We start from the raw sequence: 20,284 nt of genomic DNA on the forward strand, positions 1-20,284 counted from the left end.
TTGTCGGATCACGGCTTCGCCTGATCCGACATTTCACTGACAGGAATGCTCCCGAAGCCTCACTTCTTCGCATACCCCAGTTTCTTGTCCACAAAATTGAACAGCTCCTCGCCCTTGTGCCACCGGTCCAGGTTTTCCAGGAACTGATCTGTCAGTGCCCGTTTCCAGCCAATGAAATCCCCGGACATGTGGGCCGTCATGATCACGTTCTCCATATCCCAGAGCGGATGCTCAGCCGGCAGCGGCTCTTCCTCAAACACATCCAGGGCAGCGCCGGCGATGTCGCCGTTATTCAGGGCTTTGATCAGGTCGTCAGTTTTCACCACCGGGCCACGGCCGATGTTGATCAGGCGCGCGGACTTGCGCATGGCCTGGAAGGCCTTCTCGTCAAACAAGCCTTCGGTCTGTGGGGTAAGCGGAGCAGCAATCACCACAAAGTCCGCCAGGCCCAACTGCTCTGTCAGGTCGTCGTTGCCATGCACTGCGATAAAGTCCGGGTCGTCATGGCGTGGTTTACGGGCTATGCCGTGGGGCTTCAGCCCGGCAGCCTTGCACAGCCGGGCAATCTGGCCGCCAATGGAGCCGGCGCCGACGATCAGAACCTGCTTCCCCTCGGCTCGCTCGGTGTCCCGGTGCTGCCATTTGTGTTCAGACTGGAGCTTCAGTGAGCGGGGAAAGTCCTTGGCGAACATCAGAATGGTGCACAGCACGTATTCGGCAATGGTGCGGTCGAAAATGCCCCGGGCGTTGGTAACAACGACATCGCCGTCGATCAGATCGGGGAACATCAGGGCATCAACCCCGGCACTGGTGGCATGAATCCACTTCAGCTTGTCGGCTGACGGCCAGGCTGCAGCCAGCGCTTCCGTGCGGAAGTCCGTCACCATCATCACGTCGGTGCCCGGCAGGGTTTCCTTCAGCGTCGGTTCGTCACAGGCAAAGCGAACCTCTGCTCGTGCCCTCAGCGCATCCATGCCGGGAGGTTCTTTTTCTCCGGGCGCTGTCAGAACGGTCACAACCGGTTTGCTGTGTTGGGTCATCTGTCCTCCGCCAATGCTGTTTGTCCGCGTCCGGTCGCGGGAATCGACAGTCCGGATGTCAGAATTACAGTCTGGTATCTGAGTGTGAACTGGTCAACCTGAGCCGTTATTGGATAAAGGTCGTAGGCACTGTAACAGTGGCGCTGACAAGGTTCCGGGGTATCCGTTGAATCTTTCTGTTTTATGTCTTGTACGCCCCCTGTTTACTGACTAACCTGCAGGGGTAGCTACTATTTTGCCCCGTTTCAGGAGGTGTTTATGGCAGAAGCCGCCAATAAAGAAACCGGCCAGACCAAACCGCGCAAAGTGAAGTACCGCAAGAACAAGGCCAGCTGGAACCCGGCCATGCAGGCGGTTCCGGTGCCGGGCATTCGTCGCATGGTGAATATGGCGGCCACCATGAAGGATGTCATTCATCTTTCAATCGGTCAGCCGGATCTGCCAACACCCAAGCATGTAATTGATGCCTATATCGATGCCCTGAATGCAGGCCAGACCGGCTACACCATGGACGCGGGCCTTCCTGAGCTTCTGGTAGCACTGCGCGATTATTACGGTGCCCGCTACGACCGCAAGCTGACACGGGACAACATCCTGATTACCAGTGGTGCCACCGAGGCCATGTACCTGGCGATTTCGGCCACGTCCGCGCCCGGGCGTCAGTTCATTGTGACGGACCCGTCCTTTCTGCTTTATGCGCCCCTGATTCGCATGAACGGGGGTGAAGTGAAGTTCGTTCCGACCCGCGCGGAAAACGATCACCAGCTGGATCCTGATGAAGTCATCCGGGCGATGGGGTCACGTACATTTGCCCTGATCCTCAACAACCCGAACAACCCTACGGGGGCTGTCTATCCTCGCAGCACCATAGAAACCATCCTTGAAGAGTGCGCTTACCGTGGTATCCAGGTATACGCGGATGAAGTTTATGACCATCTGATTTTCGATGACGATGACTTTGCCAGCGTGCTGAACTGCTCGATGGACCTCGACAACATCATGTGTATCAGCAGTTTCTCCAAGACCTACAGTATGGCGGGGCTGAGAGTCGGCTGGGTGATTGCAAGCCAGGCCGCCATCAAGTCCCTCCGCCGGTTCCACATGTTCACGACCTCGGTGGCGAACACGCCCTCGCAGTTCGCCGGTGTGGCCGCCCTGACCGGTGACCAGCAGTGCGTCAGAAACATGGTGGACATCTACCGTGAACGCAGGGACAAGGTAGTGGAATTGGTTGACCAGACTCCCTACATGACCGGCTACAAGCCCGGCGGTGCCTTCTTCGCATTTCCGGACTTGCCACCCCATGTGGACGGCTCTGACCTGGCGCTGCGGATGCTCAAGGAAACCGGCGTCTGCCTGGTTCCCGGCGATGCTTTCGGTGAAGCCTGCACCAATGCCGTCCGTATCAGTTTCTCCACTACCTGTGAGAAACTGGAGGAGGCGTTCGACAGGATCATCCCCTGGATGGCGAAGCAGCAGTTCTGATTGCCATGTCAGCCCTGGACTCGGTGCTCATCCAATGCCCCTACTGTTGGGAGACGCTGGACATCAGCGTCGACCCGTCCGTGGCTGACCAGGAGTACGTAGAGGATTGCCAGGTGTGCTGCCAGCCCATCGTGGTTCATGTGGTCGTGGACGAGAATCTGACCCCAACGGTGGACGTCCGGGCCGAGAACGAATAAGGAGCTTTGCCCTGATGTTCACCATCCCTTCCCGTTTTTTATCGGTTTTCCTGCTGGTTTGCCTGGGGTTACTCGGGGGGTGTGCCAGTCTCTCCCCCTATTCCATCTCGGAGGCCACACTGGAGCGCCATCTTCAGGACACCGTCAGCAACTTTGATCGCCAGCAGTTGCAAAGCGGTTCACCCCTGAGCCTCAATCTTAGCAATGCGGATATCACCCTGGGGCCGGATGGTCGTGACGTGGCGGTGATTGATCTGCAGGGCCAGGTCGCCCTGAATGCCGTTCTGGCAAAGCTGCCGGTGGATATCGCCCTGAAAGTGGAAGGTGCCCCGGTGTACGACAGCGAGGAAAAAGCGATCTATATCCGCCGTCTGCAGTTACTCGAGAGCAGTATTGAGTCCCCGTACTTCCGGGGCGACCTCAAGCCCGTAACCGACACGGTTATGGGGGTGGTCGCCCAGATGCTGGAAACCATGCCGGTGTACCGGCTGGATGAAACGGATTTCACCCAGCGCATGTTCGGAATGGTTCCCATGGGCGTGCGCGTAGCACCCGGGCGGCTTGAGTTTGTTATGGCCGAGTAGTCATTTCAGGCGGTCGCGGACAGCCTTGCCAATTTCCTGGGTACCGCGCCTGGCGCCGGCATTTTCTGCCAGGTCCGCGGCGACGGCATCGAACAGCTCCCGGCCTGCCTCGGCTACGGCCGGGTTGTTCCGCCCCAGCCAGTCCAGCATGCGAGCCGTGGTAAACAGCATGGCGGTGGGGTCTGCCAGCCCTTGCCCGGCAATGTCCGGCGCGCTCCCGTGGGTAGGTTCGAACATCGAAGGCATGTCTGGGTCGTCCGGGTTCAGGTTGCAGGAGGGCGCTACTCCCATGCCACCGGAGAGCACCGCCGCCAGATCGGTCAGTATGTCGCCCTGCAGGTTGCTGGCAACCACCACGTCGAAAGCCCAGGGGGCCTGAACAAACTTCATGCAGGCTGCATCCACCAGCTCATGGTGGGTGGCCACATCCGGGTACTGTTTTGCCATTTCCTCGAAGGCCTCTGAGTACATATCCCCCCAGTAGCGCAAGGCATTGCGTTTGGTGACGATGCACACCTGGCTTTCGCAGGTTTTTCCATCAAGGGTACGGAAATGGCGGGTTCTGCCCTGTTCGGCGCGGGCGGCAGCCCTCAGACGGGCCTGCTCAAAACCATAGCGGATAATCCGGTCGGTGGCCCGGCGGGTGAAGACTTCCATCTGGGTGGCTACTTCGTCCGGTGACCCCTTGCGGAGGCGGCCGCCCTGACTTACATACTCACCTTCGCTGTTTTCACGTATTACCAGCATGTCGATGTCTTTGGCGCGTTCGTCAGCAAGGTACTGGCGGGCGCCCGGTAGCAACCTGGCTGGTCGTTCGCAGACCCACTGGTCAAAGCCCTTGCGCATATCCAGCAGTGGCGCCAGGGAAATGCTGTCCGGCAACAGGTAGCGTTCCGGGTCGTCGACCGGACCGGGGTCACCAAGGGCCCCCAGCAGAATGGCATCGTACTGCTTCAGCTGTTCGAGAGCGTCGGCCGGCATGGATTCGCCATTTTCTTCATGCCAGGCGTGGGATGGCCAGGGGAAACGGGTCCATTCCAGGGGGAGATTGTGGCGGGACCTCAACGCTTCCATGCAGTGAACTGCCTCGGCAACCACTTCAGGGCCGATGCCGTCACCGGGGGTGACGGCGATGCGGATTTTCTGGGCCATTCCGGGTACTCCTTCGGGTCGCTTTGCTTTTATAAAGAATCGTGTGTTCCCAGTGTAGTCGTGTGTCACAGGGATTCCACACGATTTAACAAGACACAGGTTTTACCGGCAATGGTTTGGTGGCTATAGTGCAATTTGTTGTTTGACGATGTCTGGTTATGATCATTGAGCTGTTAATCTGGTCTGGAGTTTGAGTGAATAATAAGCCTGCCGTTTTGTTTGACGAGTCTCATTGCGAGCAATGCGCTTGCGGAGAAGGCCTCAATTTCGCATTTACCTTCGCATTCCAACCCATCGTCGACATTACCAACGAGAGTGTCTACGCTTACGAAGCTCTGGTTCGCGGGCCAGGGGGTGAGGGCGCCTACAATGTTCTTTCGAGGGTCAATGAGAAAAACCGCTACTCCTTTGACCAGATATGCCGGGTAAAGGCTGTAAAGCTGGCGGCACGTCTGGGCATGGAAACGAGGCTCAGTATCAACTTCATGCCCAATGCGGTGTACAACCCCGAATATTGCATCAGAACCACCCTCGCTGCTGCACAAACGTACAAGTTTGATACCCGCAAAATCATATTTGAGCTGATCGAAACCGAGGACCTGTCTTCGCTGGAGCATCTTGTCGGTATCATCAACTCCTATAAGGAAATGGGATTCCATACGGCTCTGGACGATTTCGGCGCCGGTTATTCACGCTACAACATCCTTATCGCCAGTCCGCCGAACCTGCTTAAGCTCGATATGGCCCTGGTGCGTGATGTTCATAAAGAGCCGAACAAACAGGCGGTCGTTGCTGGTATCATCACCATGATGAACCAGCTAGGTGGGCAAATTGTGGCTGAAGGCGTGGAAGTAAAAGAGGAGTACTTCTGGTTGCGGTCCCAGGGTATTACGCTGTTTCAGGGGTATCTCTTCGCCAAGCCCGGGTTTGAGTGCCTGCCGGAGCCTTACTTTCCCTGTTAGAAACGCGCTCGAGGATCCACTTTGTTCTATCGCCTGATTACCATCGTTGGCGGACTTATTTTCGTCATAGTCCTGTTCGCCCTGATCTGGTTCTTCTGCAAGCAGTTCCTTCTTCGCCACGGCGTCAGGGATCAGGTATCTGACCGCGCCACCGTGCTGGCTACCTGGACGTTTGCGGGCGTAGGTGTGGGCCTGGTTTTCGCCGTTGTGGGCGCATTCATCCTTGGCCCCTGGGCCTTCTATCGCACCTTGCGCGGGCATGACGTACCGGTATCGGACGCTGCAGCGATCTGGTGGGGCTTCGGTATTGTCGTCGCGTCACTGGGCATCACCGCAGCCGGCTTCCTGGGGTTTCTGAAACTGGTGGGCGCCTATTAGCGGCAGGGGTCACGCAATGCTGTTCAGTTGTTCCCGGAACCATACCAGTGCCGGCTCACGTTCGTAGGCCTTGTGCCAGTAAAGGTGCACATCGATAGGAGGCAGGTCCGCCGGGGCCGTGTGAATGTCGATATCGGCACGTTCGGCGATAATTTGGGCGTAATTTTCTGGCATGGTCAACAGCAGATCGGTTCCTTCCGCTACCCGGCACGCGGCGTAATAATGCTGGCACCGCAGCCGGATGTTTCGCTGCACTCCGAAACGCGACAGCTCGAAATCCTCTATGCCCGGCCCTTCGGAACGGGATGACACAAGCACGTGCTTTGCCTCCAGGTACTTGTCCATGGTCAGCTCCCCGTTGATCAACGGATGCTCCTTTCTTGCCAGCACCACCAGGCGGTCCCGCCGCAACAGATCATGGCCAGTCTGATTGCTGACCGGCAACAATACATCCACCGCAAAATCCAGCTTGCCTGCGGCCAGTTGGGTTTCCATGTCCCGCCGGGGCACTCTCTGGCTGATGATTTCCAGCTCCGGGTAGCTTTCCAGTCGACCCATCAGTTTGGGCAGAAAGGTAGATTCCAGAATGTCCCTCAACGCCAGTGAGTAGGTTTTGCGCTGGTTGGCGGGGTCGAAGGCGTGAAACTGATTCACTGCGCTCTGGATCTGGGTCAGTCCCGGCCGCATGGACTCCAGGAAACGGCGGGCCAGGGGCGTCGGCACCATCTGGTTGCCCTGGCGGCTGAACAGGGGGTCATCGAAATGCTCACGCAGCCGGGACAGGGAATGACTGACCGCCGGCTGCGTAAGGTGCAGGGCCCGAGCTGCCCGGGTCAGACTGCCTTCCCGGTAAATGGTGTCGAATACATGGAGCAGGTTCAGATCCAGCCGGTTGAGTGCCACGGGCACCTCCTGTTAGCGAATAAGCAGCTTTTATGATAAAGGATAAGAATAATTCAGTCGCGTAATAGTTAGGAGAAATCTAGACTGATGCCATACCGGTTTAACCACGAGGACACGGCGATGGATTTCAATATTTCCGAGAAAGGCCAGGACTATCTCAAGCGCGTCAAAACCTTCATGAAGGAGGAAATCTTCCCCATTGAAGAGCAGTATCACAAGGAACTGATGGCGCAGGAAAACCGCTGGGTTGTACTGCCTGTCATCACGGAACTGAAGGAAAAGGCCAAAGCCCAGGGCCTGTGGAACATGTTTTTCCCGGACGAGAAAAACGGCTGTGGCCTGCTGAATTCTGACTATGCCCTGATTGCTGAGGAAACGGGCCGCAGCTTCATCGCCCCGGAAATCTTCAACTGCAACGCGCCGGACACGGGCAACATGGAAGTGCTGATTCACTACGGCTCCGAGGAGCAGAAAGCCGAATGGCTGCCCCGTCTGCAAAGTGGTGAAGTGCGCTCCGCCTTCTGTATGACTGAGCCTGGCGTTGCATCCTCGGATGCCACCAACATGGAAGCAACCGCCATTGTGGAAGGTGACGAAGTCGTGCTCAATGGTCGCAAATGGTGGAGCACCGGCGTTGGCCATCCGGACTGCAAGGTGGCCATCTTCATGGGTCTGACCGACCCGGAGGCTCACAAGCACCGCCGCCACTCCATGGTGCTGGTACCGCTGGATACCCCGGGTGTGAAAATCGAACGCATGCTGCCTGTGTTCGGTGCTTACGATGAGCCCTACGGCCACGGTGTAGTGTCTTTTGAGAATGTGCGCCTGCCAAAGAGCGCCTTCATCGCCGGCCCGGGCCGCGGTTTTGAAATCGCACAAGGCCGTCTCGGACCAGGCCGCGTACACCACTGTATGCGAGCCATTGGCGCGGCGGAACGTACCCTGGAGCTGCTGATCAAGCGTGCCACCAGCCGTGAGGCCTTCGGTCGCCCTATCGCCAAACTGGGTGGTAACCCGGATATCATCGCCAACGCGCGTATGTCGATTGAGCAGGCGCGTTTGCTGACTTTGAAATGCGCCTGGGCGCTGGACACCAAGGGTATATCGGGCGCTTTGCAGGAAGTGTCGATGATCAAGGCGGTTATTCCGAAGATGCTTCAGCAGATTGTGGACGATGCTATTCAGATTCACGGTGGTGCGGGGGTCAGCGACGACGATTTCCCGCTGACCCAGCTGTTTGCCTATGCGCGGGTTCTGCGCCTGGCCGATGGACCGGATGAGGTTCACCGTGCGATGGTTGCCCGGTTGGAGCTGGCTAAATACCGGAACTGATGTTTCGGTGCCGTGGACCTTTAAAGCGCGGCCTCCTGATTGGGTGCCTGGGGCCGGCGGGAGGATGGTTCAGAAACACGCTCCTTCGGCACATCCATGTGACGCTTGGACTCCGCCATCCATGGCTCCGTACAGTTTCTGAACCATCCTCCCGCCATCCCATGCTAACTCAGGGAGTCGGTATGTGAGACCAAGGCCGGTTCAAATAACGTGATCATATTTTGAGAGTGAAGCGGTTAACTCACTGGTCTGGGAGCCGTCGATGGGTCGCCCCATTGACGGCTCTTGCACGGATTCAGAAAAAAACGAACTCAGATAACTAAGACAACGGTGAAACACAGATGACACAGCGAGTATTTATAACCGGCGGGGCCAGCGGCCTGGGCCGGGCAATTGCTTTGAGGTATGCCAAGAAAGGGGCCAGGGTCTGCATTGGTGATATTAACCCGGAGCAGGGGGTTGCCGTAGAGCAGGAGATCAACAATGCTGGTGGTGAAGGTTACTTCGTTGAGTGCGATGTACGCAGGCTGACCGATCTGGAGAAAATCTGTGCTGAACTGACCAGTAAATGGGGTGGGGTGGACGTTGTCATCAACAACGCCGGCGTTGCCTCCGCAGGCTCCATTGAAGACACCACCATGGCCGACTGGGAATGGATCTTGGACATCAACGTGTTGGGCGTGGTTCGCGGCTGCAAGGCCTTTACGCCGCAGTTCAAGAAGCAGGGCGCCGGTGCGTTTGTGAATATCGCCTCCATGGCAGGGCTCATGCTCGCACCGCTGATGGATAGCTACAATGTATCCAAGGCGGGTGTGATTGCGCTCTCGGAAACCCTGAGCCAGGAACTGAGAGACTCCGGCATACACGTCAGCTGCGTATGCCCGGCGTTCTTCCAGACCAACCTGACCAGCAGCATGCGGTCGGATATTCCAGGCATTCAGCAGAACGTCAACAAACTGATGAAACGTTCCACCATCACCGCTGAGGATGTGGCGGACGACATTATCCGCTCGGTAGAAAAGGGTGACTTCTGGGTGCTGCCCCACGCCAAAGAACGCCGCATGTGGATGCTCAAGCGCCACGCGCCCAAGGCGTTTGACTGGTTGATGCATCAGGAGAGCAAGCGTTGGATGAAAAAAATGGGCGGTAAGGCTTAAGTCACCATTTAACACAGAATCAGGAAGTAAGGGGGCAGGTCTTTCCAGAACCGTCCGAAGCCATGGATGGCGGAGGCCGAGCGTACAGGGACGTATTTACAGCGTGTTCTGGAAAGACCTGCTCACTTGCTGACGTCTGGATAGTAAAGGAGAGGCGAATGACCCAGATCGACCAGGCTGTTGATATCCGTGAAGGCGAAGAGCTGGATGTCGCGGCTGTTGACGGCTTCATGAAACAGGCCATTCCGGACCTGGAAGGCCAGCCGGATATCAAACAGTATCCCGGCGGTGCTTCCAATCTGACCTATCAGGTGGATTACGGCGACCGTTCCTACGTATTACGGCGTCCCCCCTTCGGCCATATCGCCAAATCCGCCCACGACATGCTGCGGGAAGCGAAGGTGATGCAGGCCCTCAAGCCCGAGTTTCCGTACGTACCGAATATTGTTGCCATCTGCGACGATCACGACGTTCTGGGCTGTGATTTCTACGTGATGGAGCGGCTGAAAGGCATCATCCTGCGTCAGGATTTCCCCAAGGACTTCGAGCTCAGTGAGGCAGATACACGCAAGCTGTGCCTGAATGTGATCGACAAGCTGGTGGACCTGCATAACGTGGACGCCAGGGCCACTGGCCTGGACAGGCTGGGTAAGGGGGCCGGTTACGTACAGCGCCAGATTGGCGGCTGGAGTGATCGCTTCCGAAAAGCAAAAACCGATGACGTGGGTGACTTCGAGACAGTCATGAAGTGGCTGAATGACAAGATGCCGGACGATGTCGCCCAGGTGGTGATTCACAACGACTACCGTTTCGACAATGTGGTGTTGAACCCGGACAACCCGTTTGAGGTGATCGGCGTTCTGGACTGGGAAATGGCGACTATCGGTGATCCACTGATGGACCTGGGCAACAGCCTGGCCTACTGGATCGAGGCGGACGACGAAGGCCCGTTCCAGATGCTTCGTCGCCAGCCCACGCATCAACCCGGCATGCTGACCCGCCAGGAAGTGGTCGCTTACTACGCCGAGAAGTCTGGCCTGAAAATCGACAACTTCGACTTCTATGAAATCTACGGCCTGTTCCGGCTGGCGGTGATTGTCCAGCAGATCTATTACCGCTATTACCATGGCCAGACCACAGACAAGCGTTTTGCCGCGTTCGGTCATGCGGCCAATTACCTGGAAAAGCGCTGTCAGCGGCTGATCGAGACGAGCGACCTGTAATGGCAACGATCTATCTGATTCGCCACGGGCAGGCCAGTTTCGGTGAGGAAAACTACGACCAGTTGTCGCCCCGGGGCTGGGAGCAGGGCCGGGTTCTGGGCCGCTGGCTCGCAGGCAAGGTCGCCCCTAATGCTGTGTTTGGCGGCAATATGGAGCGCCACCGGGAAACCGTGGAAGCCATTACCAGTGGCTACGGTGACACTCTCCCTGACATGCAGGCAGTGGAAGGCTTCAACGAGTTTGACCATACCCAGGTGGTCGAGCGCCTGCGCCCGGAGTGGGAAGATCGTGAGCGTATGGCGCGGGACCTGGCGGCGTTTCCGAAACCCGCGAGGGCGTTCCAGCAGGTCTTCGAGGAAGCCATGGTTCGCTGGGTGGGGGGCGACTACGATGACGAGTACGCAGAAACCTGGGTCGATTTCCGCGAAAGGGTGATCACCTCCCTGGAGCAACTGATCGAATACTCAGACGGCGGTGATACCCTGGTGTCCACCTCCGGCGGCCCCATTGCCGTTATCGCCCAGCACCTGCTGCAACTGAGTGACCACAAGGCACTGGACATGAACTCCGTCATTGCCAACACCAGCGTCACCCGCATCCTGCATTCAGGGGCGCGGCGTAGCCTCGCGGTGTTCAATAATTACAGTCATCTTGAGGCGGAAGACGCCTCCCTGGTGACCTTTCGATAAAGTGAGGTGAAGAATGAGCAAGCAAGACCTGTTTGACCTGAACGGCAAAGTGGCCCTGATTACCGGCGCCAGCCGTGGTATTGGTGAGAGCATCGCCCGCACCCTGGCGGGTTACGGTGCCCACGTGATCGTCAGCAGCCGCAAGATTGATGGCTGTGAGGCCGTAGCCGGGAGCATCCGCGAGGCGGGTGGCAGCGCCGAGGCCTATGCCTGTCACATCGGTGAAATGGACCAGATTGAAAATATCTGGCAGCACATCGAATCAAAGCACGGCAAGCTGGATATACTGGTGAACAACGCAGCGGCCAATCCCTATTTCGGCCCGATCGAGGACACCGACCTGGGGGCCTACCACAAGACCGTGGACGTAAATATTCGCGGTTACTTCTTCATGTGTGCCCGCGGCGCGCAGATCATGAAGAAGAATGGCGGTGGTTCCATTATCAACGTGGCGTCTGTGAACGGGGTGAATCCGGGGCATTTCCAGGGCATCTATTCGGTGACCAAGGCAGCGGTTATTTCCATGACCAAATCGTTTGCCATGGAACTGGGACAACAGAACGTGCGGGTCAATGCGTTGCTGCCGGGACTGACCGACACCAAATTCGCCAGTGCGCTGACCAGCAACGAAGCGATCAAGAAACAGGCCATGGCCCACATTCCCATGAAGCGGGTTGCGGATCCGGACGAGATGGCGGGCACCGTTCTTTATCTGGCCTCCGGTGCCTCCAGCTATACAACGGGCACCTGCATCAATGTCGATGGTGGCTACCTGACCATCTGATGTCAGCTGCTGGCATTGCCGGTATCCTCGCCGACACAGGCGAGGGTATCGAAGTCTCCCTGCAATTCGGCAGCCCGCTCCAACAGATGATCAAGATGGCGTTGATCCGCCTGCTGTAAAAGGTCTGTCATCAGTTGCACTATGGCAATCCGGCTTTCTGCCATCATCTGCTGATACCTCTCGCCCCGGACTTCTTCGTTGTTTTCGATCAGGTAAGCGATACGGTCGCTAAAACTGTCGCTGTCCCGCACTTCCAGGGCATCCAGCAACGCCTCCTGCCAGTTGCGCCGGCCTTCCAGCCAGATTTCCGTCTGTTTTCCCCGAGCTTCTGACCATCTGCTGACGATTTCACGCTGAGTGTCATTCAATGGACCCAGCCAACGCTCGACTCGCTCCGTGGTGCGCTCTGCCCGGGCTGCCTGGGTCTGTTCCGGGTTGTCTGCCAGAAACTCTGCTTCCAGCTCCTGCTGACTGTCTTTCATGTTCGCAGCCAGCTGGCGGACCTGTTCATCGCTCAGACTCGACAGAAGCCGCACGGCAGTGGGTCGGGCCCGGTCCATCAGTGGCGGGAAGAACGAAAACAGTTTTTCCTGATGCCAGGCCACTGTGGCTTCTTCGATTTCGCCGGAACGTACGTCACTCTTGAGCCGGGTAAGCCATTGGGAGTACTCCGGCAGCTCCGCGCTGCAATGCCACTGGCGAAGGTTCCGTACGTCGCGTTCCAGGAGGGATTCCTGCTCGGCGGTCATCGGAATGTAGTCATCCACCCACCAGACAATGCCCCAGTCCGCATAGCGGTATGCCAGCTTGGTGGAGCTGCACCCTCCCAGTACCAGCAGGCTTAATAATGTAATGAATAGATAGCGGCCCATGAGTTCCTGCCCTGATAAGTATCCTGAACCATACGTTGATCGACGGCTTTCAGATGGAGTTCACGAACAACCAGGGTAATTGTCAAATTTCGTGAATCCGATTTTAGCGCACAGCCGTAAGTTGCATTTACGTACAGGTCAGGGACTGAATCTGTGCAGGTTCGAACCACGTTTGCATATCTCAAAGACTCATCTGCATCGAAGGAGCAGAACAATGACAAGTAAGTATGCATTACCGTTAGTGGTCGCAGGTTCCATAGTGCTTGCGGGTTGTTTCGATGGTTCCAGTAGTTCCTCCGATCCTGCACCGATCACAACCCAGGTCCGCGTGATTCATGGCGTTTCTGATGCGCCCGCGGTTAATGTAGGCATTGATGGCGACGTTGCGGTTGCGGGTGCCGATTTCAAACAGGCTGCAATCCTCAACCCTGCGGTCGGAAGCTACTCCGTGACAGTCGACGGACTGCTTCCGGGGTCAGAAACGGTTACGGTAATCGGGCCTGCTGATCTGACATTTGAGGAGGGCATAAAGTACGACATCATTGCCTCCGGCAGCGTCGGTGCTGATACCGTCGCTCCCATCGTGCTTTCGGACAATGGTGAACGCAGTGATCCGGGTTCTGTGCGGCTTCGGGTGGCTCATCTGTCGCCAGACGCCCAGCAGGCCGCTGGCGGGGCTGTCGATGTTTACCTGACGCCGGCCTCGGCGGGAGATGCTCTCCCGGCTGATCCCAATTTCAGCTTTTCTTTCGGCGAAAACGTAGGCCCCCTGGAAGTGGGTGCCGATACCTATCGTATCCGGGTCACACCGGAAAACAGTGATGTGGTTGTATACGACAGTGGTGATGTGCCACTGGCGTCCGGGGCGGATCTGTTGGTTGGGGCAATCGACAATGCTGTGTTTGGTGATTCACCTGTCAGCCTTCTCGTGATTGACGGCAGTGAAGCTCTTGAACTCCTGGATGCGAATACCGGCGCCGGCTTGCGCGCAGCGCACAATTCCTCCGATGCCGGTGACGTGGATGTGTATCTGAACACCGAACCGGGCGGAACCCCCGCCGTTACTGCGCTGGCATTCGGTGAAACAGTCCCCGCAGTCGCATCCACGGGCTCATACGTGGGCCTGGAGGTGGGCGAGAACCGCTTGGCTATAACCGCGACTGGCGGCACTGATGCGGTAATTGACGAAACTATCGACTTCGCGAATGGACAGTTGCTGACAATCCTGGCAGCAGGGTCGACCAGCACGGCGATTGAGCCGCTGGTGTTCCCGGATGACAATCGCCGCATCGCGACCGCAGCGAAACTGCGGGTCATCCATGGTGCCGTGGAAGCACCGCTTGTGAACGTGTATCTGGTGCCCACTGCAGATACGGGGGTTGTGGATACCGTGATCGGAAATGCGGAGCCCGCCTTGCCGGCTTTTGAATACGGGAATTCTTCAGGCTACCTGCAGGTCGCAGCGGACGAATACGTGGTCTTCGTTACCGACCCGGACGGTAACGAGTTGTTCAAGTCTGGCAGCCTGACACTGGAAGCCGGAGGGGTATATGGTGCAGTGGCCCGTGCCAATCTTGATGCGGCCAGCGTTGCCACGGTTACCTTACTGGACGATTTCATTCCGCAGTCAAACTGATCCAGTGGAGAAGAATAACGTAAATCCCTTAGCATCTTGTTAAAGCGTTGATTCCTCACATTGGTGAGACCCTCGGCCCCGGCTCTCCAGCCGGGGCTTTTTTTGGACAACAACTTGATGAATCATTGCCGTTAACGGGTTTCGATATTGCCTTCCTCATCGGAGATGACAATCTCCACCCGGCGGTTCTGTTGCCGGCCGCCAGATGTGTCATTAGTGGCCACCGGGTATTCTTCGCCAAATCCTTTTGTTTCTACCCGATCCCGGCTGATACCCATGCCGACCAGAGCATCACGTACCGATTCTGCCCGGCGTTCTGACAGCCCCTGGTTGTAGGATGCCTCGCCGGTGCTGTCGGTATAGCCTTCCACGCGCACCCGGCGTTCTTCATATTCCTTCATGAACTCCGCCAGTCGTCGAACGGTCGCTTCGCCGGAAGATTTCAGTTCGGCCCGGTTGAGATCGAACAGAACGTCTCCGAGTGTGAGAACCATGCCCCGGTCGGTTTGCTCGGCCTGCATGGCTTCCATTTGCAGGCGGAGCTCTTCAGCTTCCCGTCTGGCCTGGGCCGCTTTCTGCGAGCTCATCTGCAGTTCCAGCTCTCGGCGCCGCTCCTCCGCGGAATTGATCTGTTGCTGCAATTCAGCGCGCTTCCCCTCTTCGGCGGCAATCTGCGCGTGGCGGTTGGCAAGGTAGGCAGCATGCTCTATCTTGTCGATCTCCGCGCCTTCCTCCAGCAGGGATTCCGCTCGGGACAGCTGCTGCTGGGCGCTTCTTAGCTGACGATCACCACTGCGGGCGACATTTGGGTCGTCCTTGATCTGATCATAGGCAGCTCGTGCCTCATTCACTTTCTGGTTGTCTTCGGGTGTCATGGCACAGCCGGCCATCAAGACAGAAAAGCTCACTGCCATGCCTAAAGTCATGTTGCGCTTGTTCATAACAATCTCCTTTTTGCGCTGAGGTCTTACTGGCTTTCTTCGATTCTTTGGCGAAGCGCCTCAATGTTGCTATTGATCTCTTCAACCGCCTGCTGTGCCTTTGCGGTCTCTGATCGTGCGCCGGCAAGCTTTGCATCGACAGAAGCCTTTTCCAGAAGGCGGGTAGCCTCCAGATATTTCTCTGCCTCTATCAGTTCTTCAGCGTCGGCCACCCTGTTCTGTGCCTCGTTCAGTAGGATTGGCTCGTAGTCTCTGGCATCCGAAGAGACTGCCTGCTGGATGGCAGACTCGGCAGATTGCTTTTGCTGGTCTGGCCGCTCCACAGAACTGGCACAGCCACCCGCAACGACAGCAATGCCAAGAACGCCGGCAGCGCCTAACATCGAAGTATGCTTGTTCATGCACTATCTCCTTACAGTGAGGGGCGATAAATGTGTGTCTCGCCCGGACTCGAGTAGACATTTCTGTAAACGGAACACCCTTCAGCCGGGACCACGCTCTCCAACCAGAATGTCTTGTTGCCGTTACGCCTAAGGTTAGCAGCTGGTTCAGAATCGGGCATGACGGTATGGACATAAAAGTCTGGGTTAACTGGAAGCCATCACAGCACGGGGTTGCGCGTAAACTGCTGCCCGAAGGGCTGGGCTGAGACGGTGAGGTGCCGGCTCAGCGAATCTCGGTGCCACTGGATGGCGCCTGGGAGAGCGTTGTTCCGGTGGGCGGGCGGTGGTGCAGGGAATAGATAATACGGTCCAGTACCGCCTGACCGTTCCAGGCGGGGTCATTATTGACCATGCCGACAATGGCCCAGGTGGTATCGGTATCGTCCCGCGTGAAGCCGGCGATAGAGCGGACATTTTCCAGATAACCGGTCTTGATGCGCCCTTTGCCGTCAAGGCCACTGTTCCTGAGCCTTCTGGCCATGGTGCCGTCCATTGCAATCAGTGGCATGGAGGCCATCAGATCGGCTGAGTAGTCGCTGTTCCAGGCATGCTGAAGAATCTGGGCACCCTGGCGGGCAGTGATACGGCCGTGACGGGTCAGGCCAGCACCGTTATCAATAACCATCCCGGCAGTATTGATGCCTTTGTCCTGGAGCCACTGATAGATCACGCGTATGCCGGCAACCCGGTCATCTTCGTCTTCATCCAGCCGGAACTCCGAGCCAATAGTCAGCAACAGCTGGCGGGCCATGACATTACTGCTCCACTTGTTGATGTCGCGCACCATGGTGACCAGGTCGGGCGAGGTGGTTCTCAGAAACAGCCGGGCGTCTTCCGGTGTGCTGGCAAGCAGGCTCTTGCCGCTGATCTCAATGCCCATATCAGCGAGCAGTGAGCGTATCAGCGACGCTGTGTATTGTTCATGGGGCAGCACAGACAGATACGCCGTGGTGCGACAACCCTGGGGCAATTTACCGGTAACCCTGACCGTTACCCGATGATCTTCATGGAAGACAGGCTCCCAGTTGAAGTTTCTGCGTGAAGGGCAGGGCCCTTCAGCTAAAGCCGTTACCCGGTTGTCGATGACAACATCGTTCAGAGAAGGCGCGCTCCAGGCCTGGGTGCCACGCTCATCGGCCCGCACCTGGAAGTGCACCAGGTTAAGGTTGGTGAGATAGGGGGAGGGCTGAACCAGAAAGGGCGCGTGGGGATTGTCGCCATTGTCGTCGAACACGGGCAGCCCGTCTGCCAGGCTGAAGACGTCTCCATCGAGCACCAGGTTGCCGTTGATGGCGCTGATGCCCATGCCGCGAAGCTCGTTCAGAGTGCTCCACAGGCGTTCGATGGTCAGTTTCGGATCGCCGCCCATATCAACGTATAAGTTGCCGTTGAGCGTATCGCCAACGAGCTCACCGTCGGTATAGAAGTTGGTGTCCCAGCTATAGGTGGGTCCCAGGGTTTCCAGTGCTGCGTAGGTCGTAATCAGCTTGATAATGGAACCGGGGCTCATCAGCGCGTCGGCATTAATATACTGCTCGATGCCGGGACCGTTCAGGGGGATGGCGGCCATGCTCAGTGCGTGCTCGTCATTCAGTGACTGGAAGGCATAATCCCGCACCTGGTTGCTCCAGGTTTTCTTGGAGCTGGCGGCCGGACCATCAGCGTAAGCAATATTGAACGAAAGCATGGCTGCCATCACTGAGGCGAGCACTCGCGAAAGCACTCGACCATGCTGGCGGGCAGTTCCATTATACGACTTGTCGGGATGGCTTATTGCCTTCAACAGCATGGTGCAGCGCTCATTAATTCCAGATGCACTAACGATAGCCCAAAATTGACGGTCATACTATGTGGAAAGGCTCTACATGACGTTAAAAAATGCCAGTAGTGTCGTTGTTTATACAGCATTTTTGTTAGCAGATGTAAGTGCTCTATGCTAATCAACAGGTTAGCGATCGGACAACGTGAAGCGTTACGATACAGGCTGAACCCTGACCCGTGCGGGTGCGTAATAACCGCATGTGTGTAACGAACACCGGAGCAAGAGCCATGGCTATAAAGTTGTCCCGACGACAGTTCCTGGCTGCACTGGCGGCCACCGGTCTTTCACTGCGCATGCCTGCCCTTGTGGCAGCTTCCGGCCCAAAGGCTTTCACCCGGCCCATTCCGTCTTCCGGAGAGCCGTTGCCCGTCATTGGCATGGGAACCTGGCGCACCTTCAACGTTGGTGGGGACCAGCAACTTGTGCAGGAGCGTACCCGGGTGCTGAAGTGGTTCTTTGAACTGGGGGGCACCCTGGTGGACTCGTCGCCCATGTACGGCTCCGCGGATGATGTGATGGGGGAAGCACTGGACACCCTGAACGCTCACGACAGGGTATTCGCTGCCAACAAGATCTGGACCGGGGATGGAAACGCTACGCGGGAACAGGACACGGCGTCACGACAAAAGTGGGGGATCGGGCGCTTTGATCTCCAGCAGGTACACAACCTGCTGGCATGGGAATCCCATCTGGAAACCCTCAAGCAGATGAAGGCGGACGGGGAGATTCGATATCTGGGTATCACCACCTCCCACGGGCGCCGCCACCGGGATCTCGCCACAATCATGGAGCGGGAACCACTGGATTTCGTGCAACTGACCTATAATGTGCTGGACCGGGAAGCCGAACAACACCTGCTGCCGCTGGCGCAAGAACGTGGCATTGCCGTGATCGTCAATCGCCCGTTCCAGGGGGGCAGCCTGTTTCGCCGCTACCAGTCCGAGCCACTGCCAGGCTGGGCGGCGGAGGCCGGCTGTAGCAACTGGGCCGAGTTTTTCCTCAAGTTCATTGTGTCTCATTCGGCGGTCACCTGTGCCATTCCAGCGACAACCCGCGTGAAGCACATGGAGGAAAATATGGGCGCCCTTTACGGGAGGCTTCCGGATAAGGAGCAACGCCGGCAAATGGCCGAGTATGTGGCGGGGTTATGACAGATGTGGACTGGTTGAGCTATTCACTGTCGGATTTTCTGATGTTCGGGCCGGAGGTGTTTCTCCGGCTATTTGTTCGTATAAACCAGGATTTCTGGCCCTGGCAGGGCATCGTGGTTGCGATAATGCTGTTGGTGGCCGGGTTGCTGGTGCGCGGCGACACGTTGGCAAAACGCGGGGTCCTGTTGCTTCTTGCGGCAGCCTGGGTGTGTAGCGGCGCGGGTTTCCTGATGGAGTATTACGGGTCTGTCAACACGCCGGCCACCTGGTTTGGCTGGGCTTTCATTCTGCAGGCTGCGCTACTGACGGTGGCGGCACTGGTGTGGCCCTGGGATGAAACAACCGCAGGGCCTGCGCACCGATGGCGGGCCGGCATCGGCTGGCTGATGATGGCGGCCCTGCTGCCCCTGCTGGTCGTCGCCCAGTCGGGAAACTGGCACGCTTTAGCGTTGTTCGGAATGACACCAGATGTGACCGTCGCCGCCTCCGTGCCCTGCCTGCTGCTGTTACCCAGGCGGGTTCGTTGGCTGTTTCTGCTGCTGCCGCTATTCTGGTCGCTGTTCAGTGCGGCAACGCTGTGGGCGCTGGGAACACGGCTCATGTTTGTTCTCCCGGCGGCCACCCTGGTGCTGACAATTGTCGGTTTCCGGTTCAGTCCCAGGCCGGGGCAAAGTCAGGGTTAGCAATGCGCTCGCCCCGGTCAAGCCTCTCTATCTCGGCGATGTCTTCTGCACTGAGCGTGATGTCGAGCGCATCCAGATTGGCTTTCTGATGCTGGGGGCGCGTTGAAGACGGAATCGGTATCACGCCCCGTGACGCAACCCAGGCAATGGCAATCTGTGCCGGTGAAGCATTGTGTTCGCGGCCAATGCGATTCAGGGTCTCGTCTTCCATGACCTTGCCCACAGCCAGAGGCATGTACCCTGTGACGGTGATACCCAGTTTACGGGCGTGGTCGACGACCTTGCGATTGGCCAGGAAGGGATGGACCTCAACCTGATTGGTGAACATGGGCGTGTCCCCCAGGACCTCTCTGGCCTGGTCCATCTGGGCGCAGGTGAAGTTCGAGATGCCGATATGGGTTGTCAGCCCCTCCCGCTGTGCGTCCCGCAAGGCACCCAGATACTCTTCCATGGGCACTTCGTCGTCCGGTGACGGCCAGTGGATCAGGGTAAGGTCCACGTGGTCCGTCTTCAGCCGTGCCAGGCTGTCGTGCAGGCTGTTGATCAGGTCGCTGCGGCGAAGCTGGTCGTGCCAGATCTTGGTGGTCAGAAAAATTTCGCGGCGCGGGATGCCGCTGGAGGTAATGCCATCGCCCACTTCGGTTTCGTTTTCATACATCTGGGCAGTGTCAATATGCCGGTATCCGAGTGACAGGGCGCTTTTGACCGCCTCTCTCGCATCGTTGCCCTTCAGGCGAAATGTGCCCATACCGATTTTCGGAAGTGTGCTGAATGCCATAGTGTCCTCCTTTGCGAACGCTCTGACTTGTATGTGGTGCTCGCCCGCTGGTTCTTCAAGTGGCAGGTGGTT

Annotated in this window: 21 protein-coding genes; 13 read left to right on the forward strand and 8 right to left on the reverse strand. The window is 57.5% G+C overall.

The annotated features are described in order from the left end of the window. Positions 1 to 59: 59 nt before the first annotated feature. Positions 60 to 1,040 carry a D-2-hydroxyacid dehydrogenase gene (locus ABJM11_RS13345; protein ID WP_348296373.1) on the reverse strand — a complete coding sequence of 327 codons (981 nt, stop codon included), beginning with the start codon at positions 1,038 to 1,040 and terminating at the stop codon, positions 60 to 62. A 258-nt stretch (positions 1,041 to 1,298) separates the two neighbouring features. On the opposite strand from ABJM11_RS13345, the gene ABJM11_RS13350 reads away from it, so the two are divergent. Genes ABJM11_RS13350 through ABJM11_RS13360 form a run of 3 tightly spaced genes read left to right on the forward strand, consistent with a single transcriptional unit; the run spans position 1,299 to position 3,306 of the window. Beyond that, entirely contained in the window at positions 1,299 to 2,525 is a 1,227-nt protein-coding gene (locus ABJM11_RS13350) for a pyridoxal phosphate-dependent aminotransferase (RefSeq protein ID WP_348296374.1), read from the forward strand. A gap of 5 nt (positions 2,526 to 2,530) precedes the next feature. After that, entirely contained in the window at positions 2,531 to 2,722 is a 192-nt protein-coding gene (locus tag ABJM11_RS13355; protein WP_348296375.1) for a CPXCG motif-containing cysteine-rich protein, read from the forward strand. A 14-nt stretch (positions 2,723 to 2,736) separates the two neighbouring features. Beyond that, a complete protein-coding gene (locus tag ABJM11_RS13360; protein WP_348296376.1) occupies positions 2,737 to 3,306 on the forward strand; it encodes a DUF1439 domain-containing protein in 570 nt (189 codons plus the stop codon). Here ABJM11_RS13360 and ABJM11_RS13365 read toward each other — a convergent pair whose 3' ends face one another. Next, the gene (locus ABJM11_RS13365) at positions 3,307 to 4,458 is read right to left on the reverse strand and encodes an isocitrate/isopropylmalate family dehydrogenase (RefSeq protein WP_348296377.1); all 1,152 of its coding nucleotides are present in this window, start codon (positions 4,456 to 4,458) and stop codon (positions 3,307 to 3,309) included. 194 nt (positions 4,459 to 4,652) lie between these two features. On the opposite strand from ABJM11_RS13365, the gene ABJM11_RS13370 reads away from it, so the two are divergent. Both ABJM11_RS13370 and ABJM11_RS13375 read left to right on the forward strand, forming a co-directional pair. Beyond that, a complete protein-coding gene (locus tag ABJM11_RS13370; protein ID WP_348296378.1) occupies positions 4,653 to 5,420 on the forward strand; it encodes an EAL domain-containing protein in 768 nt (255 codons plus the stop codon). 21 nt (positions 5,421 to 5,441) lie between these two features. Continuing rightward, on the forward strand, positions 5,442 to 5,798 hold the full coding sequence (locus ABJM11_RS13375) for a hypothetical protein (RefSeq protein ID WP_348296379.1): 357 nt from the start codon (positions 5,442 to 5,444) through the stop codon (positions 5,796 to 5,798). Positions 5,799 to 5,807: 9 nt separating this feature from the next. Here ABJM11_RS13375 and ABJM11_RS13380 read toward each other — a convergent pair whose 3' ends face one another. After that, a complete protein-coding gene (locus tag ABJM11_RS13380) occupies positions 5,808 to 6,701 on the reverse strand; it encodes a LysR family transcriptional regulator (protein WP_348296380.1) in 894 nt (297 codons plus the stop codon). Positions 6,702 to 6,821: 120 nt separating this feature from the next. Between ABJM11_RS13380 and ABJM11_RS13385 the strand changes: the two genes are divergently transcribed. From ABJM11_RS13385 to ABJM11_RS13405, 5 genes are all read left to right on the forward strand, one after another. Beyond that, the gene (locus tag ABJM11_RS13385) at positions 6,822 to 8,033 is read left to right on the forward strand and encodes an acyl-CoA dehydrogenase family protein (RefSeq protein ID WP_348296529.1); all 1,212 of its coding nucleotides are present in this window, start codon (positions 6,822 to 6,824) and stop codon (positions 8,031 to 8,033) included. A gap of 341 nt (positions 8,034 to 8,374) precedes the next feature. Continuing rightward, entirely contained in the window at positions 8,375 to 9,190 is an 816-nt protein-coding gene (locus ABJM11_RS13390; protein WP_348296381.1) for an SDR family oxidoreductase, read from the forward strand. A 158-nt stretch (positions 9,191 to 9,348) separates the two neighbouring features. After that, positions 9,349 to 10,413 carry a phosphotransferase family protein gene (locus ABJM11_RS13395; RefSeq protein ID WP_348296382.1) on the forward strand — a complete coding sequence of 355 codons (1,065 nt, stop codon included), beginning with the start codon at positions 9,349 to 9,351 and terminating at the stop codon, positions 10,411 to 10,413. Then, positions 10,413 to 11,102, forward strand: coding sequence for a histidine phosphatase family protein (locus tag ABJM11_RS13400; protein ID WP_348296383.1), 690 nt, complete (start codon positions 10,413 to 10,415; stop codon positions 11,100 to 11,102). The genes ABJM11_RS13395 and ABJM11_RS13400 overlap by 1 nt, the downstream gene beginning before the upstream one ends. A gap of 13 nt (positions 11,103 to 11,115) precedes the next feature. Continuing rightward, complete coding sequence (locus ABJM11_RS13405; RefSeq protein WP_348296384.1) at positions 11,116 to 11,886, forward strand: SDR family oxidoreductase; 771 nt, start codon at positions 11,116 to 11,118, stop codon at positions 11,884 to 11,886. A gap of 2 nt (positions 11,887 to 11,888) precedes the next feature. Here ABJM11_RS13405 and ABJM11_RS13410 read toward each other — a convergent pair whose 3' ends face one another. Then, a complete protein-coding gene (locus ABJM11_RS13410) occupies positions 11,889 to 12,758 on the reverse strand; it encodes a DUF6279 family lipoprotein (RefSeq protein WP_348296385.1) in 870 nt (289 codons plus the stop codon). 214 nt (positions 12,759 to 12,972) lie between these two features. Between ABJM11_RS13410 and ABJM11_RS13415 the strand changes: the two genes are divergently transcribed. Beyond that, entirely contained in the window at positions 12,973 to 14,394 is a 1,422-nt protein-coding gene (locus ABJM11_RS13415) for a DUF4397 domain-containing protein (protein ID WP_348296386.1), read from the forward strand. 131 nt (positions 14,395 to 14,525) lie between these two features. On the opposite strand, the gene ABJM11_RS13420 is transcribed toward ABJM11_RS13415, so the two are convergent. The 3 genes from ABJM11_RS13420 to dacB form a co-directional block, all read right to left on the reverse strand. Next, complete coding sequence (locus ABJM11_RS13420) at positions 14,526 to 15,335, reverse strand: OmpA family protein (RefSeq protein ID WP_348296387.1); 810 nt, start codon at positions 15,333 to 15,335, stop codon at positions 14,526 to 14,528. Positions 15,336 to 15,361: 26 nt separating this feature from the next. After that, positions 15,362 to 15,736, reverse strand: coding sequence for a DUF4398 domain-containing protein (locus ABJM11_RS13425; protein WP_348296388.1), 375 nt, complete (start codon positions 15,734 to 15,736; stop codon positions 15,362 to 15,364). 265 nt (positions 15,737 to 16,001) lie between these two features. After that, positions 16,002 to 17,567 carry a D-alanyl-D-alanine carboxypeptidase/D-alanyl-D-alanine-endopeptidase gene (gene dacB, locus ABJM11_RS13430; RefSeq protein ID WP_407069995.1) on the reverse strand — a complete coding sequence of 522 codons (1,566 nt, stop codon included), beginning with the start codon at positions 17,565 to 17,567 and terminating at the stop codon, positions 16,002 to 16,004. A 260-nt stretch (positions 17,568 to 17,827) separates the two neighbouring features. Between dacB and ABJM11_RS13435 the strand changes: the two genes are divergently transcribed. Then, entirely contained in the window at positions 17,828 to 18,751 is a 924-nt protein-coding gene (locus ABJM11_RS13435) for an aldo/keto reductase (protein ID WP_348296389.1), read from the forward strand. Continuing rightward, positions 18,748 to 19,434, forward strand: coding sequence for a DUF6064 family protein (locus ABJM11_RS13440; RefSeq protein ID WP_348296390.1), 687 nt, complete (start codon positions 18,748 to 18,750; stop codon positions 19,432 to 19,434). Before ABJM11_RS13435 ends, ABJM11_RS13440 begins: the two co-directional genes overlap by 4 nt. Here the strand turns inward: ABJM11_RS13440 and dkgB are convergent. Further along, positions 19,403 to 20,212: a 2,5-didehydrogluconate reductase DkgB gene (gene dkgB, locus ABJM11_RS13445; RefSeq protein ID WP_348296391.1), complete on the reverse strand. Its 810-nt coding sequence runs from the start codon at positions 20,210 to 20,212 to the stop codon at positions 19,403 to 19,405. The two genes, ABJM11_RS13440 and dkgB, sit on opposite strands and share 32 nt — an antisense overlap. Positions 20,213 to 20,284: the final 72 nt, after the last annotated feature.

Source organism: Marinobacter sp., assembly GCF_039977835.1.
In the GTDB taxonomy this organism is placed as follows: Bacteria; Pseudomonadota; Gammaproteobacteria; order Pseudomonadales; family Oleiphilaceae; genus Marinobacter.

Coding starts and splice junctions, on each gene's coding strand:
- ABJM11_RS13425 (WP_348296388.1), bottom strand. CDS start 15,736: ATGAACAAGCATACTTCGATGTTAGGCGCTGCCGGCGTTCTTGGCATT.
- ABJM11_RS13365 (WP_348296377.1), bottom strand. CDS start 4,458: ATGGCCCAGAAAATCCGCATCGCCGTCACCCCCGGTGACGGCATCGGC.
- ABJM11_RS13405 (WP_348296384.1), top strand. CDS start 11,116: ATGAGCAAGCAAGACCTGTTTGACCTGAACGGCAAAGTGGCCCTGATT.
- ABJM11_RS13395 (WP_348296382.1), top strand. CDS start 9,349: ATGACCCAGATCGACCAGGCTGTTGATATCCGTGAAGGCGAAGAGCTG.
- ABJM11_RS13345 (WP_348296373.1), bottom strand. CDS start 1,040: ATGACCCAACACAGCAAACCGGTTGTGACCGTTCTGACAGCGCCCGGA.
- ABJM11_RS13415 (WP_348296386.1), top strand. CDS start 12,973: ATGACAAGTAAGTATGCATTACCGTTAGTGGTCGCAGGTTCCATAGTG.
- ABJM11_RS13390 (WP_348296381.1), top strand. CDS start 8,375: ATGACACAGCGAGTATTTATAACCGGCGGGGCCAGCGGCCTGGGCCGG.
- ABJM11_RS13420 (WP_348296387.1), bottom strand. CDS start 15,335: ATGAACAAGCGCAACATGACTTTAGGCATGGCAGTGAGCTTTTCTGTC.
- dacB (WP_407069995.1), bottom strand. CDS start 17,567: ATGCTGTTGAAGGCAATAAGCCATCCCGACAAGTCGTATAATGGAACT.
- dkgB (WP_348296391.1), bottom strand. CDS start 20,212: ATGGCATTCAGCACACTTCCGAAAATCGGTATGGGCACATTTCGCCTG.
- ABJM11_RS13350 (WP_348296374.1), top strand. CDS start 1,299: ATGGCAGAAGCCGCCAATAAAGAAACCGGCCAGACCAAACCGCGCAAA.
- ABJM11_RS13410 (WP_348296385.1), bottom strand. CDS start 12,758: ATGGGCCGCTATCTATTCATTACATTATTAAGCCTGCTGGTACTGGGA.
- ABJM11_RS13435 (WP_348296389.1), top strand. CDS start 17,828: ATGGCTATAAAGTTGTCCCGACGACAGTTCCTGGCTGCACTGGCGGCC.
- ABJM11_RS13355 (WP_348296375.1), top strand. CDS start 2,531: ATGTCAGCCCTGGACTCGGTGCTCATCCAATGCCCCTACTGTTGGGAG.
- ABJM11_RS13400 (WP_348296383.1), top strand. CDS start 10,413: ATGGCAACGATCTATCTGATTCGCCACGGGCAGGCCAGTTTCGGTGAG.
- ABJM11_RS13440 (WP_348296390.1), top strand. CDS start 18,748: ATGACAGATGTGGACTGGTTGAGCTATTCACTGTCGGATTTTCTGATG.
- ABJM11_RS13385 (WP_348296529.1), top strand. CDS start 6,822: ATGGATTTCAATATTTCCGAGAAAGGCCAGGACTATCTCAAGCGCGTC.
- ABJM11_RS13360 (WP_348296376.1), top strand. CDS start 2,737: ATGTTCACCATCCCTTCCCGTTTTTTATCGGTTTTCCTGCTGGTTTGC.